Below are 19,313 nucleotides of genomic sequence, written 5' to 3'. Positions count from 1 at the left end.
TTGCCCCCACCCTTCCCGCTTCGCGGGCCCCTTCCCTCCCCCGCTACGCAGGAGAGGGAGTTCATCCCCTCCCCTGCGAAGCGGGGGAGGATCAGGGAGGGGGCAATACTTTGCGCCTCAGACGCTTCTCAATGCGCCCCATGGAAGGTGCGGCTGATGACGTCCATCTGCTGCTCGCGGGTCAGCTTGATGAAGTTCACCGCGTAGCCCGACACCCGGATGGTCAGCTGCGGGTACAGCTCCGGATGATCCATGGCGTGCAGCAGCGTCTCGCGGTCGAAGACGTTCACGTTGATGTGGTGGCCGCCCTGGCCGAAATAGCCGTCCAGCATGCCCACCAGATTGTCCACCCGCTCGCCCTCGGTCGGACCCAGCGCGCCGGGCACGATGGTGAAGGTGTAGCTGATGCCGTCCTGGGCGTGGGCGTAGGGCAGCTTGGCCACCGACGCCATCGAGGCGATCGCCCCCTTGCGGTCGCGCCCGTGCATCGGGTTGGCCCCCGGCGCGAAGGGCTGGCCGGCCTTGCGCCCGTCCGGCGTGTTGCCCGTCTTCTTGCCGTAGACCACGTTCGACGTGATCGTCAGCACCGACTGCGTCGGCACCGCGTCGCGGTAGGCCTTCTGCTTGCGCAGCAGGCCCATGAAGGTCTCCACCAGCCACACCGCGATCCCGTCGACCCGGTCGTCGTTGTTGCCGAAGGCCGGGTAGTCGCCCTCGATGACGAAGTCGGTGGCGAGGCCGCGCTCGTCGCGCACCACCTTGACCGTGGCGTGCCTGATCGCCGACAGGCTGTCCGCGACCACGCTCAGGCCGGCGATGCCGCAGGCCATGGTGCGCAGCACGTCGCGGTCGTGCAGGGCCATCTCCAGCCGCTCGTACATGTACTTGTCATGCATGAAGTGGATGGCGTTGAGCGTGTTCATGTAGGCGCGCGCCAGCCACTCCATCATCGGCAGCAGGCGGGCGACCACCGTGTCGTGGTCGAGCACGTCGCCGGTGATCGGCGCGAAGGCCGGGCCGACCTGCTCGCCCGACACCTCGTCGCGGCCGCCGTTGATGGCGTAGAGCAGCGTCTTGGCGAGGTTGGCGCGGGCGCCGAAGAACTGCATCTGCTTGCCGATGCGCATGGCCGAGACGCAGCAGGCGATGCCGTAGTCGTCGCCCCAGTAGGGCCGCATCAGGTCGTCGTTCTCGTACTGCACCGAGCAGGTCTTGATCGACGTCTCCGCGCAGAATTTCTTGAAGCCCTCCGGCAGGCTCTCCGACCACAGCACCGTCAGGTTCGGCTCCGGAGCGGGGCCAAGGTTGTTCAGGGTCTGGAGCATGCGGAAGCTGTTCTTGGTGACCAACGTGCGCCCGTCGAGCGCTATGCCGCCGATGCACTCCGTCACCCAGGTCGGGTCACCCGAGAAGAGCTGGTCGTATTCCGGCGTGCGCAGGAAGCGGACGATGCGCAGCTTGGTCACGAACTGGTCGATCAGCTCCTGCGCCTCCTCCTCGCTCAGCAGACCGTCACGCAGGTCGCGCTCGACGTAGACGTCGAGGAAGCTCGACACGCGGCCGAGCGACATGGCCGCCCCGTTGGCCTCCTTCACCGCCGCCAGATAGGCCAGATAGGTCCACTGCACCGCCTCGCGGGCGTTGGCCGCCGGGCGCGACACGTCGAAGCCATAGGACTTGGCCATGGCGGCCAGCTCCTTCAGCGCCTTGATCTGCTCGGTGATCTCCTCGCGCAGGCGCAGCGTGTTCTCGTCGATGCGGTCGACTTCCAGGCTCTTGACCTGGGCCTTCTTGTCCTCGATCAGGAAGGTCGCGCCGTAGAGCGCCAGCCGGCGGTAGTCGCCGATGATGCGCCCACGGCCGTAGGCGTCCGGCAGGCCGGTGATGACGCCCGACTTGCGGCAGCGCAGCATCTCGTCGGTGTAGACGTCGAAGACGCCGTCATTGTGCGACTTGCGCAAGCCGGGGAAGACCTCCTCCAGCTTGGGCGAGGGTGTGAAGCCGTAGGCCTCCAGCCCGTTCTTGACCATCCGCCAGCCGCCGAAGGGCATGATCGCGCGCTTCAGCGGCTTGTCTGTCTGCAGCCCGACGACGAGCTCAAGCTCCCGGTCGATGTAGCCCGGCGCGTAGGCGGTGATCGATCCGAAGACCTCCGTGTCGGCGTCGAGCACGCCGCCCTTGGCCGCGCGCTCCTCCTTCAGCAGGGCGGTGACCTTGTCCCACAGCGCCCTGGTCCGTTCGGTCGGGCCGGCCAGGAAACGCGCGTCCCCGGCGTAGGGATGGACGTTGCGGACGATGAAGTCGCGGACGTTGACCTCTTGCTGCCAGACGCCCGGAACGAAGCGGCGCCAGGGGCGCTCGGCTTGCTGTTCCGGGGTCTCGACGAGTCCGTCTCTCAGCAGGGTGTCCATGATGTCTCCTCACGAAAAGGCGTCTGGGCGGCACGCGCCGCGTCGCTGATCGACCCTGGAGGCCCCCAGTGGAGGGGTCGGAAGACCGCCGGACCCCGGTCAGGACGGGAGCGGCGGTATGGCAACGGGCTGTGAAGCCGGCAGGGCCAAAAGTCATTTTGTAGTTTTGCTACATAAACCGGAACCACGAGGTGCGCAAGACAAAAGCGGTTGATTTTCCACGGTCTTTGATGAACTTACTGCGACGGAACGCCGCATCGTCGGCGGTCCCGGTATGTGGAACAGCGCAGCCGATAGCGCCCTTCTATCGGGTCATGTAGTTTTACTATCCGTGCTACAGTGGCGGACGGACGGAACAGGGGAACAGGCCGATGCTGGCGAGGATCATGGCGGTGCGCGACGGGCTCCGTCCTTCGGAACGGAAGCTGGCGGACTGCGTGCTGGCCCAGCCGGGCGAGGTCATCACCCTGTCGATGGCCGACATGGCGGAACGCGCCGGAGTCAGCGAGCCGACCATCGCCCGCTTCTGCGGGGCGCTGGGCTGCAGCGGCTTCCGCGAGTTCAAGATCAAGCTGGCCCAGGACATCGCCGCCGGCATGCCCTTCATCGACCAGGAGGTCAGCCCGGACGACCAAGCGGCGGGCATAGCGGGCAAGGTGTTCGACCGCACCCTGGCGACGCTCATGCAGGTGCGCAACAACCTGTCGGCGGAGGCGGTGGACCGCGCCGCCGACCTGCTGGCCGGGGCGCGGCGGATCGAGTTCTACGGCTCCGGCAACTCCGGCACGGTGGCGCAGGACATCCAGCGCCGCTTCTTCCGGCTGGGCATCCCCACCGTCGCCTACAGCGACGCCCACGTCTATTTCGTGTCGGCCCTGTCGCTCGCTCCCGGCGACGCGGTGGTCGCGGTGTCCAGCTCCGGCGGCACCCGCGACATGCTGGAGGCCGTGCAGAACGCGCTGTCGTCCGGCGCCGCGGTCGTCGCCATCACCCGCTCCGGCTCGCCGCTGGCGCAGCTCGCCACGGTCAGCCTGCTTGCCGACGTCGCGGAAGACTTCGACATCCACTCGCCCATGACGTCGCGCATCAGCCATCTGGTCCTCGGCGACATACTGTCGATTGCCGTGGCGCTGCGCAAAGGCGACGCCCTGCGGGAGCGCCTGGAACGCCACAAGCAGGCGCTCAGCCGCCACCCCCGGGAACAATAAATACTAGTATATTAGTTTGGCGGCAAGCCGCCCCGCCCGTCCTGTGCCGTTCTGCCGCAGTTCCCACAGCAAAAAGCCCGGCCCCGTTTCCGGAACCGGGCCTTCCGCTTCCAGCCGCAGCCGAACCGTCAGTCGCCGGCGGGCACCGGCTCGGCACCCGGCGGGGTGTGGGCACCGGCACGCTTGCTGCCGAACAGACGGTAGACCGCGACGAAGAAGACCGGGACGAACAGGATCGCCAGCACGGTGGCGGAGATCATGCCGCCCATCACGCCCACGCCGATGGCGTTCTGGCTTTCCGAGCCCGCGCCGCTGCTGGTCGCCAGCGGCAGAACGCCCAGCACGAAGGCCAGCGAGGTCATGATGATCGGGCGCAGGCGCTGGCGGCACGCCTCGATGGCGGCATCCTTCAGCTCCATGCCCTCGTCGTAGAGCGCCTTGGCGAATTCCACGATCAGGATGGCGTTCTTCGCCGACAGGCCGATGGTTGTCAGCAGGCCCACCTGGAAGTAGACGTCGCTGGGCAGGCCGCGCAGCGTGGCGGCGAGCACGGCGCCGATGACGCCCAGCGGCACCACCAGGATGACCGACACCGGCACCGACCAGCTCTCGTAGAGCGCGGCCAGGCAGAGGAAGACGATCAGCATGGACAGGGCGTAGAGCGCCGGGGCCTGCGACCCGCTCAACCGCTCCTCGTAGGACAGGCCGGTCCACTCATAGCCGACGCCCGGCGGCAGCTTGGCCATCATCGCCTCCATCTCCTGCATCGCCTCGCCGGAGCTGATGCCCGGCGCCGCGGAGCCCTGGATGTTGAGCGACGACATGCCGTTGTACCGCTCCAGCTTCGGCGAACCGTAGGTCCACTGCGCCGTGGTGAAGGCGGAGAAGGGGACCATCTGCCCCATGGCGTTGCGCACGTACCAGCGGTCGACGTCGCTCGGCTGCATGCGGTATGGAGCGTCCGCCTGGAGATAGACGCGCTTCACGCGCCCCCGGTCGATGAAGTCGTTGACGTAGGAGGAGCCCCAGGCCGCCGTCAGGGTCGTGTTGACGTCGGTCAGCGACAGGCCGAGCGCGCTGGCCTTCTCGCGGTCCACCGTCAGCTTGAACTGCGGCGTGTCCTCCAACCCGTTCGGCCGGACGCCGACCAGCTTGGCGTTCTGCGCCGCGAGGCCCAGCAGCTGGTTGCGCGCCTGCATCAGCCGGTCATGCCCGACGCCGCCGCGGTCCACCAGCTGGAGGTCGAAGCCGGTGGCGTTGCCGAGTCCCGGAACCGAGGGCGGCATGAAGGCGAAGACCACCGCGTCCTTGGCCTTCGACAGGGCGCCCATGGCGCGCCCGGCGATGGCGGTCGGCTTGCGGTCGGCGGACTCGCGCTCGCTCCAGTCGCGCAGCCGGACGAAGGCCATGCCGGCGTTCTGGCCGCGGCCCGCGAAGTTGAAGCCGGCGATGGTGAACAGGCCCTCGACGCTGTCCTTCTCCTTCTCCAGGAAATAGGTCTCGACCTGCTTGGTCGTCTCCATCGTGCGCTCGATGCTGGCGTTCGGCGGGGCCGACCACAGCACGAACATGGTCCCGCGGTCCTCCTGCGGCAGGAAGGAGGAGGGCATCTGGAGGAACAGGTAGGCGAGGCCGCCGACGATCAGCGCGTAGGCGATGCCGTAGCGCCCGAGCCGCGACACCGCCCCGCGCACGCCGCGCAGATAGACGCGGCTGCTGGCGTCGAAGCCGCGGTTGAACAGCCCGAAGAAGCCGCGCTTGGCGTGGCCGTGGCCCTTCGCCACCGGCTTCAGGATGGTGGCGCAGAGCGCCGGGGTCAGCACCAGGGCGACCAGCACCGACAGCGCCATCGCCGACACGATGGTCAGCGAGAACTGGCGGTAGATGGCCCCGGCCGAGCCGCCGAAGAAGGCCATGGGGACGAACACGGCGGACAGCACCAGCGCGATGCCGATCAGCGCGCCGGTGATCTGGCCCATCGACTTGCGGGTCGCCTCGCGCGGGGGCAGCCCGTCCTCGCTCATCACGCGCTCGACGTTCTCCACCACCACGATGGCGTCGTCGACCAGCAGGCCGATGGCCAGCACCATGCCGAACATGGTCAGCGTGTTGATCGAGAAGCCGAACAGCGACAGCACGCCGAAGGTGCCGAGGAGCACCACGGGAACCGCGATGGTCGGGATCAGCGTCGCCCGGAAGTTCTGCAGGAACAGGTACATCACGGCGAAGACGAGGATGATCGCCTCGATCAGCGTCTTGACGACCTCGTGGATCGACAGCTCGACGAAAGGCGTCGTGTCGTAGGGGTAGATGACCTCCAGCCCTTCCGGGAAGAAGGCCGACAGCTCGGCGATGCGCGCCTTCACCGCCGCGGCGGTGTCCAGCGCGTTGGCCCCGGTCGCCAGCTTGACGCCCAGGCCCGCCGCCGGCTTGCCGTTGTAGCGGGCGGTGATCTCGTAGGTTTCCTGCCCGATCTCGATCCGCGCGACGTCGCGCAGCCGCACCTGGCCGCCGTCGGGATTGACGCGCAGCAGGATGGCGCCGAACTCCTCCGGCGTCTGCATGCGCGACTGCGCCATGATGGTGGCGTTGATGCGCTGGCCGGGGACCGCCGGGGCGCCGCCGAGCTGACCCGCCGACACCTGCGCGTTCTCCGCCTTGATGGCGTTGGTGACGTCGATGGTGGTCAGCTGGTGGCTGTTCAGCGCGTCGGGGTCCAGCCAGATCCGCATGGCGTGCTGCGGGCCGAACACGGTGATGTCGCCCACACCCTCGACGCGGCTGATCGTGTCCTGGAGGTTGGAGGCCACATAGTCGGCGATGTCGCCCTGGCTCAGCCGCCCGTCGCTGGACACGAAGCCGGCGACCATCAGGAAGTCGTTGCCGGCCTTCGACACCTGGAGGCCGCGCTGCTGCACCTCCTGCGGCAGGAGCGGCACGGCGAGCTGGAGCTTGTTCTGCACCTGGACCTGGGCGATGTCCGGGTTGGCCTCCGGCTCGAAGGTCAGGGTGATGGTGACGTTGCCCGACGAATCGCTGTTCGAGGACATGTAGCGGAAGTGGTCGAGCCCGGTCATCTTCTGTTCGATGACCTGGGTGACCGTATCCTCCAGCGTCTTCGCGGACGCGCCGGGGTAGCTGGCGGTGATGGACACCGTCGGCGGGGCGATCTTCGGGTATTGCTCGACGGGCAGGCCCAGGATCGCCAGACCGCCCGCCAGCATGATGACGATGGCGATGACCCAGGCGAAGACGGGCCGGTCGATGAAGTATTTCGACATGGATCGGTCCTCGGCCTCAGCGCGCCTGCGGTCCGGGCAGGGCCGCCACGGCGGCCTGGGCCGCCACCGGCTTGACCTCGCCCCCCGGCTTCACCTTCTGAAGCCCCTCGACCACGATGCGCTCGCCCGCCTTCAGCCCGTCGGAGACCAGCCAGGCGTTGTTGATCGCCCGCTCGGTCTTGATGGTGCGCGGGTTGACCTTGTTGTCGTCGCCGACGACCCAGACGCGGGCCGAGCCGTCCGGACCGCGCTGCACCGCCTCCTGCGGCACGGCGAGCGCGTTCTCGGCCACGCCCTGTTCGACGCGGGCGCGCACGAACAGGCCGGGCAGCAAATTCAGGTTCGGGTTCGGGAACACCGCGCGGAGCTGGACGGAGCTGGTGCCCGGATCGACCGACACGTCGGAGAACTGAAGCTCGCCGCGCTGCGGATAGGGGGCCTCCGCCGCGTGCAGGAACAGCGAGACCGGGATCTTTCCGGGCTCGGCCGGGCGGATGCGCCCGCTCTCCATGTCCTGGCGGAGCTGCATGAGCTGCGAGGCGGTCTGGGTCACGTCCACGTAGATCGGGTCGAGCTGCTGGACGGTGGCGAGCGCCGTCGCCTGGTTGGCGGTGACCAGCGCGCCTTCCGTCACGGCGGATTTGCCGATGCGGCCGGAGATGGGGGCGAAGACCCTGGTGTAGTCCAGGTTGATGCGCGCCAGATTGTGGGCGGCCCTGGCGGCGGCGAGCTGCGCCTCGTTCTGCTTCAGCGAGGCCATGGCGTCGTCGTAGTCCTGCTTGCTGACGACGCTGTTCTTGACGAGGTCGTTGTAGCGGGCCGCCTTGTTGCGGGCGGCCTGCAGGTTGGCCTCCGCCTTCTGGATGTCGGCCTGGGCGACGGCGAGGTTGGCCTCGTAGGTGGCCGGGTCGATCTGGTAGAGCTGGTCGCCCGCCTTGACGTCGCTGCCCTCGGTGAAGAAGCGCTTCAGCACGATGCCGCTGACCTGCGGGCGGATCTCCGCCACGCGGAAGGCCGCGGTGCGGCCCGGCAGTTCGGTGGTGACCGACAGGCTCTGCGGCTGGATGGTCGCCACCGCGACCTCCGCCGGACCGGGCGCCGGCTGGCCCCCGGCGGCGTGCTTCTTGTCCTGGCAGGCACCCAGCACCACGGTCAGGGAGGCCGCCACGGCAAGAGACAGAAATGCGTTCCTGTTGAACATCCGTTCCTCGTAAAAACGCCGTGATGCGGCGATGAAATGTCCTAATGAGCCGGGAATCTCCCACGTTCCGCCCGGCTTTTTTTCGGGACCGGCGGAAAAGGCCGGTGCGCGCGGACGGTGCGAAATGACCCCTTTATTCGTACTGTCTCATACAGTACACTGTACCGGACGATACATTCAGAACGACCGTTCGCGCAAGGGGGAACCGCAATGCCCGACAAGGGGGCATCCACACCGTTCCACGGAAATGGCGCTGGGGGCGGCATCTCCGGACTCGGCCTCAACAGCTTCGACACGCCCGGCTGCGGCCCGCGCGGCCAGGCGCGCTGCCGGGCGCTGCTCGACGCCGCAGCCGCGCTGTTCGTGGAGAAAGGATTCGCGCTGACCTCGCTCTCCGACATCCTGAGGCAGGCCGGCGGGTCGCGCACCACGCTCTACGAGCATTTCGGCGACAAGGAGGGGCTGTTCCGCGCGGTGATGGAGCGCCACTGCGACCGCGTGCTGGAGGACATGTCGGCCATGCACACCGCCGGCCCGGCGGCGATGGCCGAGGAACTTGAGGAGAATCTCTACCGCGTCGGCCTGCACATCGCCGGCACGCTGACCATGCCGGAAACCACCGCCATCCTGCGCATCCTGGTGTCGGAGGGCGGACGCATCCCCGACATCGCCCGGGCCTTCTTCCAGGTCGGACCGGAGAAGACCATCGGCTGGCTCGCCGACTGCTTCCGCGAATTGACGGAAGCCGGGCGCCTGCGCATCGACGATCCGGAGGGGGCCGCCCACGCCTTCATCGGCATGGTGGTCGGCGACCTGCTGACCAAGCGGCTGATCCTTCCGGACGAGCCCGTGTCCATGGAGGAGTTGGAGCGCTACGTCCGCCAGTCCGTGCGGTTGTTCCTCGCAGGGACCCGTCCCTGACCAGGATGGAGAGCGGCGTATTGCCGTCTTGCCAGCGGGGGCGGCAAGGGTCATAGCTCCCGCCAGCGCCTAAGGAAAAAACCGATGGACCGGGGAAACGCCAGGGAATTGATCGACAAGACAACGGATAAGGACTCGTCCACGGTCGGCCCGCGCGGCCGGGCGCGCCGGCAGGCCCTGCTCGACGCGGCGGCGGCGCTGTTCGTGGAGAAGGGCTTCGAGAAGACCACGCTGACCGACATCATCGGCCGTGCCGGCGGGTCGCGCGCAACCCTCTACGAGCATTTCGGCGACAAGGAGGGGCTGTTCCGCGCGATGATGGAGGAGAACAGCGCCCGCATCCAGGACGGGCTGGCCGCCATCCAGGCCGACGAGCGGGCGGCGCCGGAGGACGGGTTGACCCGCTTCGCCCTGCACCTCGTCGCGGCGCTGTTCGACGACCGCACCATGGCCGTCGTCCGCGTGCTGGTGTCGGAGGGGGGACGCATCCCCGACATCGCCGAAGCCTTCTTCCGCATCGGCCCGGAAACCGCCCAGCGGCGCCTGGCCGACTATCTGGCACGGCAGACCGCCGCCGGTGCTCTGACCGTCGCGGAGCCGGAAGCGGCCGCCCGCGGCTTCATCGGCATGATCACCGGCAACATCCTGCTGCGCCGCCTGATCCTTCCGGAACAATCCCTCTCCATGGAGGAGGTCGAGCGTTACGTCGGACGGGCTGTCGCCCTCTTCCTGGCGGGCGCCCGCCCCATTGCGGAGCACTGACCTTGGGTTGAGGCAAGCACAGCCGGGCGCAGGAAAGCGTTAGGACCGAAGGACAGGCGCTGCAACATACTGCGGTATGTTAGGGTTCACACGATCGCTTCCCTTATCCCATCGGCCCCCGGGCCGGGACGGTCGATCGTGTCCATGCTCCGCTGGCTTCTGCTGCTCGTCTTCACCCTGGCCCCGCTGATCGGGTTCGAGGTCTATTCCCACGCCCGGCTGCGGGCGGAGCGGGAGGCCGAACTCGGCCAGGAGGCGTTGCGCCTGCTCGACCTGATCCAGACCGAGCAGCAGCGGATCGTCGACGACATCGAACACATCCTGGCCACGCTGGCGGAGGCGGACATCGCCGGTCCGGACTGCCAGGAGACGATGGAGCGGCTTCACCAGCGCCTGCCCAGCTATCTGACGCTGGGCTTCGCCGACCGATCGGGGACCGTCCTGTGCTCCACCGACCGAAGGACCGTCGGGACCGGAAGCGCCGACCAGCCGCAGATTCGTCAGGCCCTGACGACCGGCCTCTTCTCGGTGGGCGAATATGTCGCCACCGAGGGGCCGCGCCACCGCGTTCTGCCCTTCGCCCTACCCTATGCACGCGGCGGCGAGAGCGGCGGGCAAAGCGATGGAGCCCAGCCGGCGGTCGTCACCGCCCTGCTCGACCTCGACTGGCTGCGCCAGTATCAGGCGCGCAAGCCCCTGCCGCCGAACGTGACGGTCCTTCTGGCCGACCGCGCCGGCACCGTCCTCGTCCGCGTCCCGGACCTCCAGGGAATCGTCGGCCGGCCGCTTCCCGAGCGGCTCGGCCAGTTCCTCAGCGGCGCGGCGACGACGACGGCGCTGACCGAGGGGTTGGACGGGGTGCCCCGCGTCACCGCCTACTCGCCGCCCGGCGCCAACGGCAGCGGCCTCGCCATCGCCGTGGGGATCGACCGGGCCGCCGCGCTGCGCAGCGTCGACGTGGCCACCCTGTGGTCGTGGTTCCCCTTCCTGCTCATCCTGCTGCTCACCCTGACCGGAACCGCCTGGGCCATCGGGCGCCTGACGCGGCAGCGCGAGACGGAGCGGTCGCTGCTGAAGGCGGTGCTGGAGCATCTGCGCGCCGGCGTGGTGGTGGCGGAGGCGCCCACCGGGCGGGTGATCCTGTACAACAGCGCGGCAGAACGGCTGATCGGCCAGCCCCTGGGCCGGATCGACCGCATCGAGGACTATCCCCGCCCCTTCACCGGCGGTCCTTCGGAGGGCTCGTTGGAACTGCCGCTGGTCCGCGCCCTGCGCGACGGCGCGGTGGTGCGGCAGGAGGAATTGCGCCGCGACACCCCTGCCGGTCCCATCACCTGTCTGGCCGACGCCGAGCCGGTGCGCGATCCCGATTGCCGCATCTCGCTGGCCGTCGTCACCCTGACCGACATCACCGAGCGCAAGGCCGGCGAAGAGGCCCTGCGGCGGAGCGAGACCCGCTTCCGCGAACTGGTCGAGAACACCCCGGTGATGATGTGGATCAACCGGCCGGACGGCGGGCGGGAATACTACAACGCCGCCTGGCGCTCCTACACCGGGCGCAGCCTGGAGCAGGGGGAGCGCTGGTCCTACATCCACCCCGCCGACTATCCCCGACTGCTCGACAGCCGCGAGCGCGGCATCGCCGCGGGCGAATCCTACGGCTTCGACGTGCGCATGCAGCGGCACGACGGGACCTACCGCTGGCACGTCTGCCGCATCAACCCGATGCGCCAGAACGATCAGATCATCGCCTGGGTGGGCACCGCGGTGGACGTGCACGACAGCCGCATGGCCCGCGAGGCGGCCGAGCAGGCCGACCGCTCCAAGAGCCGTTTCCTGGCCGCCGCCAGCCACGATCTGCGCCAGCCCATGCAGTCCATGTTCTTCTTCGCCGAGGCGCTGCACAGCCACGTCCACTCCCCGCGCGGGCGCGACGCCCTGGCGATGCTGGAGCGTGGGATGGAGACGCTCAAGGGCCTGCTCGACAGCCTGCTGGACGTCTCGCAACTGGACGCCGGGGTGATCCAGCCGCGGATCGAGGACGTTCCCGTCAAGCCGCTGCTCGACGACATCGGCTCCGCCTACGCCCCGGTCGCCGCCGCCAAGGGCCTGGACCTCCAGGTGGTCAACCACCACGACCTGACCGTGCGCAGCGACCGCAACCTGCTGGGGCGCATGGTCCGCAATCTGGTGGAGAACGCCATCCGCTACACCGAGCGCGGGGTGATCCGCCTGGAATGCCACCCCCTGGACGGCCACGCCGGCATCCAGGTGCGCGACACCGGGATCGGCATCTCCGGCGAGCAGATGTCGTGGATCTTCGAGGAGTTCTATCAGGTCGGCAATCCCGAGCGGGACCGCAACCAGGGGCTCGGCCTCGGCCTCGCCATCGTGCAGAAGCTGTCGGCCCTGCTCGGCCACCCGGTGGAGGTGCGCTCCGAACTCGGCAAAGGGTCGGTGTTCCGCATCTCCGTGCCGCTCGGCGACGCCACGGAGAGCCCGGCCCCGGTTCTCCCGGCCCGCGCGCCGGAGCGCGGCCGGCTGGCCGTCCTGATCGACGACGACGCCATCGTCCTGATGGGGCTGCGCTCGATCTTCCAGGACTGGGGCTACGACACCATCGTCGCCTCGTCCACCGAGGAGGCGCTGGAGCGTCTGCGGGCGGCGGGGCGGCGGCCCGACGTGATGGTCGCCGACTACCGCCTGCGGGAGCACAAGGTGGGCACCGAAGCCATCCTGAAGATCCGCGAACTGGCCGGGGCGCCGATCCCCGCCGTCCTGCTGACCGGCGATTCCGGCCCCGACGTGATGCAGGAGGCCGAACGGCACGGGATCGGCCTGATGTTCAAACCGGTCACCGCCCGCCTGCTGCAGGAAGCGCTGACCCGCCAGACCGGCACCGCCGCGTGAGGACTCGACCCGGTTGACCGTCTGGGCGCGGCAACCGGGAGGGTGTTGCCTGTTGGATGACAACAGATTTTACACGGATTTCGCGGATTCAGGCACGGATGGCACGGATTGTTTGATATTGGTCTGCTCAAGAAGCACCGTTCGAGAAGCCAACACCGGGCAAGCATCAAAGAAAATCCGTGTCATCCGTGTTCAGATCTGTGAAATCCGTGAAGACCCTGTTGCCCCCGAGAATCCCGAACTCCGGCGAGACGCGCTACAGCCCCCGCACCGTCTGGAGCCCCCGCCGCACCTGCTCCGAATCGTAGGGCTTGCGCAGGACCAGCACGTCGCGGAACTCCTCCGGGAAGATCGCGGACTCGCCGTAGCCCGTGGCGAACAGGAAGGGGATGCCCAGTTCGCGCAGCCGCTCCGCCACCGGGAAGGAGGTCTCGGTTCCCAGATTGACGTCGAGAAGCGCCATGCCCGGCGGGTCGTCCGCGATGGCGCCCAGCGCCTGACGGACGCTCGCCACCGTCTCCACCCGCTCGGCGCCCAGCTTCAGCAGCATGTCCTCCGCGCTCATGGCGATGATCATGTTGTCTTCCAGAAGCAGCACCGTCCCGCCCAGCGGGATGTCCGCCGCCGCGCAGGGCGTCAGCGCCGCCTCGATCACCGCCGGGCGTTCCGGCGCCAGGCTGACATGGATGGCCGGGATGGTGAAGCGCGCCTTCAGCCCGGCGAGGGCGTAGGTCACCGTCGCCTCGCCCTTCAGCTCGTGCGGGACGGAGCGCTCGATGATGGTGGTGCCGAAGCCCTGGCGCGTCGGCGCCTGCACGGGCGGGCCGCCGCTTTCCTCCCAGCAGAGCTCCAGAGCGTCCCGGTCGTCCAGGCTCCAATGGACCTTCACCCGGCCGCCGCTGTCGGCGAAGGCGCCGTATTTGGCGGCGTTGGTCACCAGCTCGTGCATGATCAGCGCCATCACGGAGAGGGCCGGCGGCGACAGCAGCACCTCCGGACCGGACAGGACCACCCGGTCCGCCCGGCTGCCCAGATAGGCGTCGACCTCCGCCGCGATCAGCGGGCGCAGGGGAGAAGGCTTCCAATTCTCCGCCGTCAGCTGGTCGTGCGCCCGGGCCAGCGCCTGGATGCGCCCGCCGACGATCTCGGCGAACTCCTCGACGCGGGTGACCCCGGCCCGGCTCTGGGCCAGCAGGGCGCGGACGAGGCTGAGGATGTTGCGGACCCGGTGGTTCAGTTCGGCGATCAGCAGCTCCTGCCGCTCGCGGGCCGTCCGGCGCTCCTCCTCCGCCTGGTCGGCCAGCCGCAGCACCACCTCCATCAGCGTGATCCGCAGGGAGTCGGCGATGCGCAGGTCGGCCTCCGTCCAGGGTTCCGACTGGCCGAGGACCGTCTCCTTCCAGGCCTCGAAGCTCTTGCGCGGGGTCAGGCGCTGCCCGTTGGGTCCGGCTTCCACCGGCTTGTCCGGGTTGCCGGCCCAGGTGACGGTGCGGACCGACTCCTTGCGGAAGAAGATGATGTAGTCGCGCGGCTTGCGCGACACCGGGATGGCCAGCATGCCGGCGGCGCGCTCGGTGAAATCCAGGGCCGGCGCGTGGACCTGCCCGATCTCGCCGGTGGCGAAGACGCGGCTGGCGTGCGTGCGGTTGAGCATGCGCACCAGACCGAGCAGTTCCTCCGGCGTCGGGGTGCTGCCGTCCACAAGCGTCTGGCCGCCCAGCACGATGGCGAAGCCGTCGCTGCGGATGTAATGGCCGACCTCGCCGCGCAGCCGCTCCAGATTCTCCATGGAGGAGGCGCCGTCCGCCATCACCGCCATGATGCGGGTGTGGAGCAGGCGCGCCTTGGCCTCGTAGGCCTCCTCCCGGTCGCGCTCGACGCTTTCCAGAAGGAAGGAGAACATCTGGCCGTACAGCTCCGCCGCCGTGCGCCGCTCCAGCGACAGCCGCCGCGGCACCATGTTGTGACAGGCGAACAGGCCCCACAGCTTGCCGCGGCGCAGGATCGACACCGACAGCGAGGCCGCCACGCCCATGTTGCGCAGATACTCGCAATGGATGGGCGACACGCTGCGCAGGACGCTCATCGACAGGTCGAGCGGTTCGCCCTCCGGCCCAATCGGCGGCAGGATGGCCGCGAAAGGAGCGTTCACGTCGTCGATGCAGCGCAGCCAGTTCCGCTCGTACAGCGCGCGGGCCTGCTTGGGAATGTCCGAGGCGGGGTAGCGCAGCCCCAGGTAGGAGGGCACGCCGCGCACCGCGGATTCCGCGATCACCTCCCCAGCGCCGTCGCGGTCGAAGCGGTAGATCATCACCCGGTCGAAGCCGGTCAGCGACCGCAGCTGCCGCGCCGCCTCGCGGCAGCAGGAGTCAAAGTCGGGGGCGCGCTGAAGCCGGCCGATCATCGCGCGAACCATGGAACCGCTGTCCAGTTCGCTGTCCGGTTCGCTCGGCTCCGCCTCGACGATGATCGACTGGCCGGACAGATGGACCGCGATGTCCAGGGGCAGTGCGTTGGCCGACAGCTTCAGGCGGAAGGCGCGCTCCACCGACCCGTTGATGAGGGAGAGTTGGAGCCGCCCACGGATGGCGTGCAGCGCCTCCTCGTCCATCACCTCGGTCAGGGGAAGCCCCAACAGCGCGTCGGGCTCCACCCCCAGCCACGCCCCGATGTTGGACGAGGCGTGCTTGACGATCCAGTCCGTCGACAGCGCGATCAGGAAGCCGCTCGGTTGGATGGACCCGACGAGATGGATCGGCTCCCGGTCGCAATTGCTCAAGTCTACGCCACCGTTCATCGCCGCACCGCCCGCGTCATTCAGCCACCATCATCATTGTTCCGGCGTTCCTCAAATTTGTCCCATGCATCCGGATGGGACGATGATTTGCCGATCCCTTGGCTTGTTCCATGCCAACACACCGGAGCGGCCTTAAAGCACGCCGTGTCGGTAAAATAATCCAAAATCGAAGGGGGTCCAATACCATCCCTCTCGGCAGAAAGCCCTACATGCCGGTCAATCCATTGGGCGGGGAAGCCTGCGGCATATTGGCCGAAGGGCCGCCCCGCACCGCGAAACGGGCTTGCCTTTCAATCTGATATACTAGTATTTTATTTTGCGAAGGACAGACGTGCAGCCCGGCCGGCCCAAGCCCGCCCGTGCCGCGAGCGCATCCCCCAGGACCGCACCGACCGCCGCGCGCCGCACCGTCACGCCGGCCCTGGCGCGGCGGTCTTGCCGATGAGCGCCCGCGCGCCGCGACCACCGTCCCCGCCCTCTTTTGCGGAGCCCGTTTCGATATGACCGCCACCTCCCCGATCCGCCGCTTCCGGCAGACGAAGATCGTCGCCACGCTGGGTCCGTCCTCCTCCTCGCCGGAGATGATCCGCTCGCTGTTCGAGGCGGGCGTCGACGTCTTCCGCCTGAACTTCAGCCACGGCTCCCACGACGACCATGGCGCCCGCGTGCGCGCCATCCGCGCCCTGGAGCGCGAACTGGAACGGCCGATCGCCATCATGGCCGACCTCCAGGGGCCGAAGCTGCGGCTCGGCCGCTTCGCCGCCGGCTCGGTGGAGCTGACGGTGGGCCAGCGCTTCCGCCTCGACCTGTCCACCGAGCCGGGCGACGCGACCCGCGTCGGCATGCCTCATCCGGAGATCTTCGCCGCCCTGCGCCCCGACACCGACCTGCTGCTCGACGACGGCAAGGTGCGGCTGCGCATCGTCGCGTGCAGCCCGGAGCACGCCGACACCGTCGTCGTGGCCGGCACTCGGCTGTCCGACCGCAAGGGCGTGAACGTGCCCGACGTGCTCCTGCCGCTGTCGCCCCTGACCGCGAAGGACCGCGCCGACCTCGTCTTCGCGCTGGAGCAGGAGGTGGACTGGGTGGCGCTGTCCTTCGTGCAGCGGCCGGAGGACGTGGCGGAGGCGCGCAAGCTGATCGCCGGGCGCGCCGCGCTGATGTCCAAGCTGGAGAAGCCGCTGGCCATCCAGCATCTGGAGCGCATCGTCGAGCTGTCGGACGGCGTCATGGTCGCCCGCGGCGACCTCGGCGTGGAAATGCCGCCGGAGGACGTGCCGAGCATCCAGAAGCGGATCATCCGCGAGGCGCGCAAGGCCGGCAAGCCGGTGATCGTCGCCACCCAGATGCTGGAATCGATGATCGGCGCCCCGGCGCCGACCCGCGCCGAGGCGTCGGACGTCGCCACCGCCGTCTTCGACGGCGCCGACGCGGTGATGCTGTCGGCGGAGACCGCGTCGGGCACCTACCCGGTGGAGGCGGTGTCGATGATGGACCGCATCGCCCGCCGGGTCGAGCACGACGACCTCTACCGCACCATGATGGACGCCCAGCACGCCGACCCGCAGGAGACGGCGGCCGACGCCATCACCGCGGCGGCGCGGCAGGTCGCCCACACCATCCACGCGGCGGCCATCGTCACCTACACCACCAGCGGCTCCACCACCCTGCGCGCCGCCCGCGAGCGGCCGGAGGTGCCGATCCTCTGCCTGACCGCCACCGTCGCCGCCTCGCGCCGTCTGGTGCTGGCCTACGGCGTTCACAGCGTGCTGACCGAAGACATCCAGAACTTCTCCGACATGGTGCACAAGGCGACCCGCATCGCCTACGCGCACGGTCTGGCGGAGGACGGGCAGCGGCTGGTCATCACCGCGGGCGTGCCCTTCGGCATGCCGGGCTCGACCAACATCCTGCGCATCGCCTGGGTGGAGCGTCCCGTCCTTCCGGCGGGCATCCACACGCAAAACGCGCAGGAGTCTCGGTCAGATCAATTGACCCCGGTCATGGCCGACGCCGGGGCCTGACATAGGATGGCACGCAGCGCCGGTGCCGCAATGAAGCGGGCACCGGCGCCCATTCACGAGGTGCCTCATGCTCAGCCCGATTACCCCCCAACCCGCGCACGCCGCCGGGACGGGCGCATCGGTCCGCGGCTGGGTCCATTCGGTCGAGACGGGCGGCACGGTCGATGGGCCGGGTTTGCGCTACGTCCTGTTCCTGGCCGGATGCCCGCTGCGCTGCCAGTACTGCCACAACCCCGACACCCGCCACATGCACGACGGGTCGCCGGCCCAGTCCTCGGACGTGCTGGCCGACATCGCCACCTACGCCGATTTCCTGCACCGCGCCCACGGCGGCCTGACCATCAGCGGCGGCGAGCCGCTGGTCCAACCGGAATTCTGCGCGGCCATCTTCCGCGGCGCCAAGCAGCTCGGCCTGCACACCGCGCTGGACACCTCGGGCTTCCTCGGCAGCCACGCCGACGACCATCTGCTGGCCGACGTCGATCTGGTGCTGTTGGACATCAAGGCCTTCAAGGAAGCCACCTACCGCGCGGCGACCGGCGTGCCGCTGCGCCCGACCCTGGAATTCGCCGAGCGGCTGTCCGCTCTGCGCAAACCGATCTGGCTGCGCTACGTGCTGGTGCCCGGCCTGACCGACCATCTCGACGAGATCGAGGGGCTGGCGGAGTTCGCCGCCGGCCTGGAGGTGGTCGAGCGGGTGGACGTCCTGCCCTTCCACAAGATGGGCGAGTTCAAGTGGAAGCAGCTCGGCCTGCCCTACGCGCTGGCCAACACCGAGCCTCCCCCGCCGGAACTGACCGAGCGGGTGCGCGGCATCTTCCGGACGCAGGGCCTCAAGGCCGTGTGAGACGAGGAGCACCCCCATCATGGACACGCATTCCCTTCCGGAGGCCGCCCCACACGCCTCCCCTGCCGCCGCCCCGCCCCGTCCTCCCTCGACGCGCTGATGCCCGACGCCATCGCTCTCGCGGCGGAGAATCTGGGCGTCAAGAAGGCCAACTACGACGGTGCGACGCTGTTCGCCCTGGCGGTGCTGGCCGGCGCCTTCATCGCGCTGGGCGGGCTGTTCGCCACCGTCGCCATGTCGGGGGCGGAGGGCATGCTGCCCTACGGGGTGACCCGGCTGCTCGGCGGGCTGGTCTTCTCGCTGGGGCTGATCCTGGTCATCGTCGGCGGCGCGCAGCTCTTCACCGGCGACGCGCTGATGGTCATGGCCTGGGCCAGCGGGCGGGTGAGGACCGGGCGGATGCTCCGGGTCTGGACGATGGTGTGGCTCGGCAACTTCGTCGGCGCCGCCGGCACGGCGCTGCTGGTCTTCCTGTCCGGGCAGTACGCCTTCGGCCACGGCGCGGTGGGCGCCTCGGCGCTCTACTTCGCCACGGCCAAGGCCGGGCTGCCCGCCGGACAGGCCTTCTTCCTGGGCATCCTGTGCAACGTGCTGGTCTGCCTGGCGGTGTGGCTGGCGCTCGGCGCGCGCAGCGTGACCGACAAGATCATGGCGATCGTCTTCCCGGTCAGCGCCTTCGTCGCCGCGGGCTTCGAGCACTGCGTCGCCAACATGTATTTCGTGCCGCTGGGCCTGCTGATCGAGTGGGGCGCCCCGGCCTCCTTCTGGGCCGATCTGGGCCGCGCCGCGCCGGTCATTCCGGTCGGGCAGTTCCTGCTGAACCTCGCCGCGGTGACGCTGGGCAACTGGTTCGGCGGGGCGGTGCTGGTCGGGGCCGTCTACTGGTTCATCTACCGCCGCCCGAGCCGCCGCACGGCGCACTGAAGACAGACGTTTTGCCCCCACCCTAAC

General features: G+C 69.0%; 11 protein-coding genes. 7 read left to right on the top strand and 4 right to left on the bottom strand.

From position 1 onward, the window contains the following. Positions 1-128 precede the first annotated feature (128 nt). On the bottom strand, positions 129-2,411 hold the full coding sequence (gene pflB, locus GBZ26_RS14825) for a formate C-acetyltransferase (RefSeq protein WP_174439496.1): 2,283 nt from the start codon (positions 2,409-2,411) through the stop codon (positions 129-131). A 371-nt stretch (positions 2,412-2,782) separates the two neighbouring features. On the opposite strand from pflB, the gene GBZ26_RS14820 reads away from it, so the two are divergent. Beyond that, positions 2,783-3,619, top strand: a complete 837-nt coding sequence (locus tag GBZ26_RS14820; protein WP_174439495.1) for a MurR/RpiR family transcriptional regulator — start codon at positions 2,783-2,785, stop codon at positions 3,617-3,619. 128 nt (positions 3,620-3,747) lie between these two features. Here the strand turns inward: GBZ26_RS14820 and GBZ26_RS14815 are convergent, their stop codons facing one another. Both GBZ26_RS14815 and GBZ26_RS14810 read right to left on the bottom strand, forming a co-directional pair. Then, entirely contained in the window at positions 3,748-6,900 is a 3,153-nt protein-coding gene (locus GBZ26_RS14815) for an efflux RND transporter permease subunit (RefSeq protein WP_174439494.1), read from the bottom strand. A 16-nt stretch (positions 6,901-6,916) separates the two neighbouring features. Then, positions 6,917-8,101, bottom strand: coding sequence for an efflux RND transporter periplasmic adaptor subunit (locus GBZ26_RS14810; protein ID WP_035682312.1), 1,185 nt, complete (start codon positions 8,099-8,101; stop codon positions 6,917-6,919). Positions 8,102-8,311: 210 nt separating this feature from the next. On the opposite strand from GBZ26_RS14810, the gene GBZ26_RS14805 reads away from it, so the two are divergent. From GBZ26_RS14805 to GBZ26_RS14795, 3 genes are all read left to right on the top strand, one after another. Further along, positions 8,312-9,022 carry a TetR/AcrR family transcriptional regulator gene (locus GBZ26_RS14805; RefSeq protein ID WP_174439493.1) on the top strand — a complete coding sequence of 237 codons (711 nt, stop codon included), beginning with the start codon at positions 8,312-8,314 and terminating at the stop codon, positions 9,020-9,022. Between the two features lie 84 nt (positions 9,023-9,106). After that, positions 9,107-9,784, top strand: coding sequence for a TetR/AcrR family transcriptional regulator (locus GBZ26_RS14800; protein ID WP_174439492.1), 678 nt, complete (start codon positions 9,107-9,109; stop codon positions 9,782-9,784). 144 nt (positions 9,785-9,928) lie between these two features. Beyond that, positions 9,929-12,694 carry a hybrid sensor histidine kinase/response regulator gene (locus tag GBZ26_RS14795; protein WP_174439497.1) on the top strand — a complete coding sequence of 922 codons (2,766 nt, stop codon included), beginning with the start codon at positions 9,929-9,931 and terminating at the stop codon, positions 12,692-12,694. 256 nt (positions 12,695-12,950) lie between these two features. Here the strand turns inward: GBZ26_RS14795 and GBZ26_RS14790 are convergent, their stop codons facing one another. Continuing rightward, positions 12,951-15,473, bottom strand: coding sequence for an HWE histidine kinase domain-containing protein (locus GBZ26_RS14790; protein ID WP_246654167.1), 2,523 nt, complete (start codon positions 15,471-15,473; stop codon positions 12,951-12,953). A gap of 518 nt (positions 15,474-15,991) precedes the next feature. On the opposite strand from GBZ26_RS14790, the gene pyk reads away from it, so the two are divergent. The 3 genes from pyk (at position 15,992) to GBZ26_RS14775 (ending at position 19,286) form a co-directional block, all read left to right on the top strand. After that, positions 15,992-17,515, top strand: a complete 1,524-nt coding sequence (gene pyk, locus GBZ26_RS14785; RefSeq protein ID WP_174439490.1) for a pyruvate kinase — start codon at positions 15,992-15,994, stop codon at positions 17,513-17,515. A 67-nt stretch (positions 17,516-17,582) separates the two neighbouring features. After that, positions 17,583-18,362: a pyruvate formate-lyase-activating protein gene (pflA, locus tag GBZ26_RS14780; RefSeq protein ID WP_174439489.1), complete on the top strand. Its 780-nt coding sequence runs from the start codon at positions 17,583-17,585 to the stop codon at positions 18,360-18,362. A 99-nt stretch (positions 18,363-18,461) separates the two neighbouring features. Continuing rightward, complete coding sequence (locus GBZ26_RS14775) at positions 18,462-19,286, top strand: formate/nitrite transporter family protein (RefSeq protein WP_174439488.1); 825 nt, start codon at positions 18,462-18,464, stop codon at positions 19,284-19,286. The last annotated feature ends 27 nt before the right edge of the window (positions 19,287-19,313 follow it).

This window comes from Azospirillum formosense, assembly GCF_013340925.1.
In the GTDB taxonomy this organism is placed as follows: Bacteria; Pseudomonadota; Alphaproteobacteria; order Azospirillales; family Azospirillaceae; genus Azospirillum; species Azospirillum formosense.
This window is presented reverse-complemented; position numbering and strand designations above follow the sequence as displayed.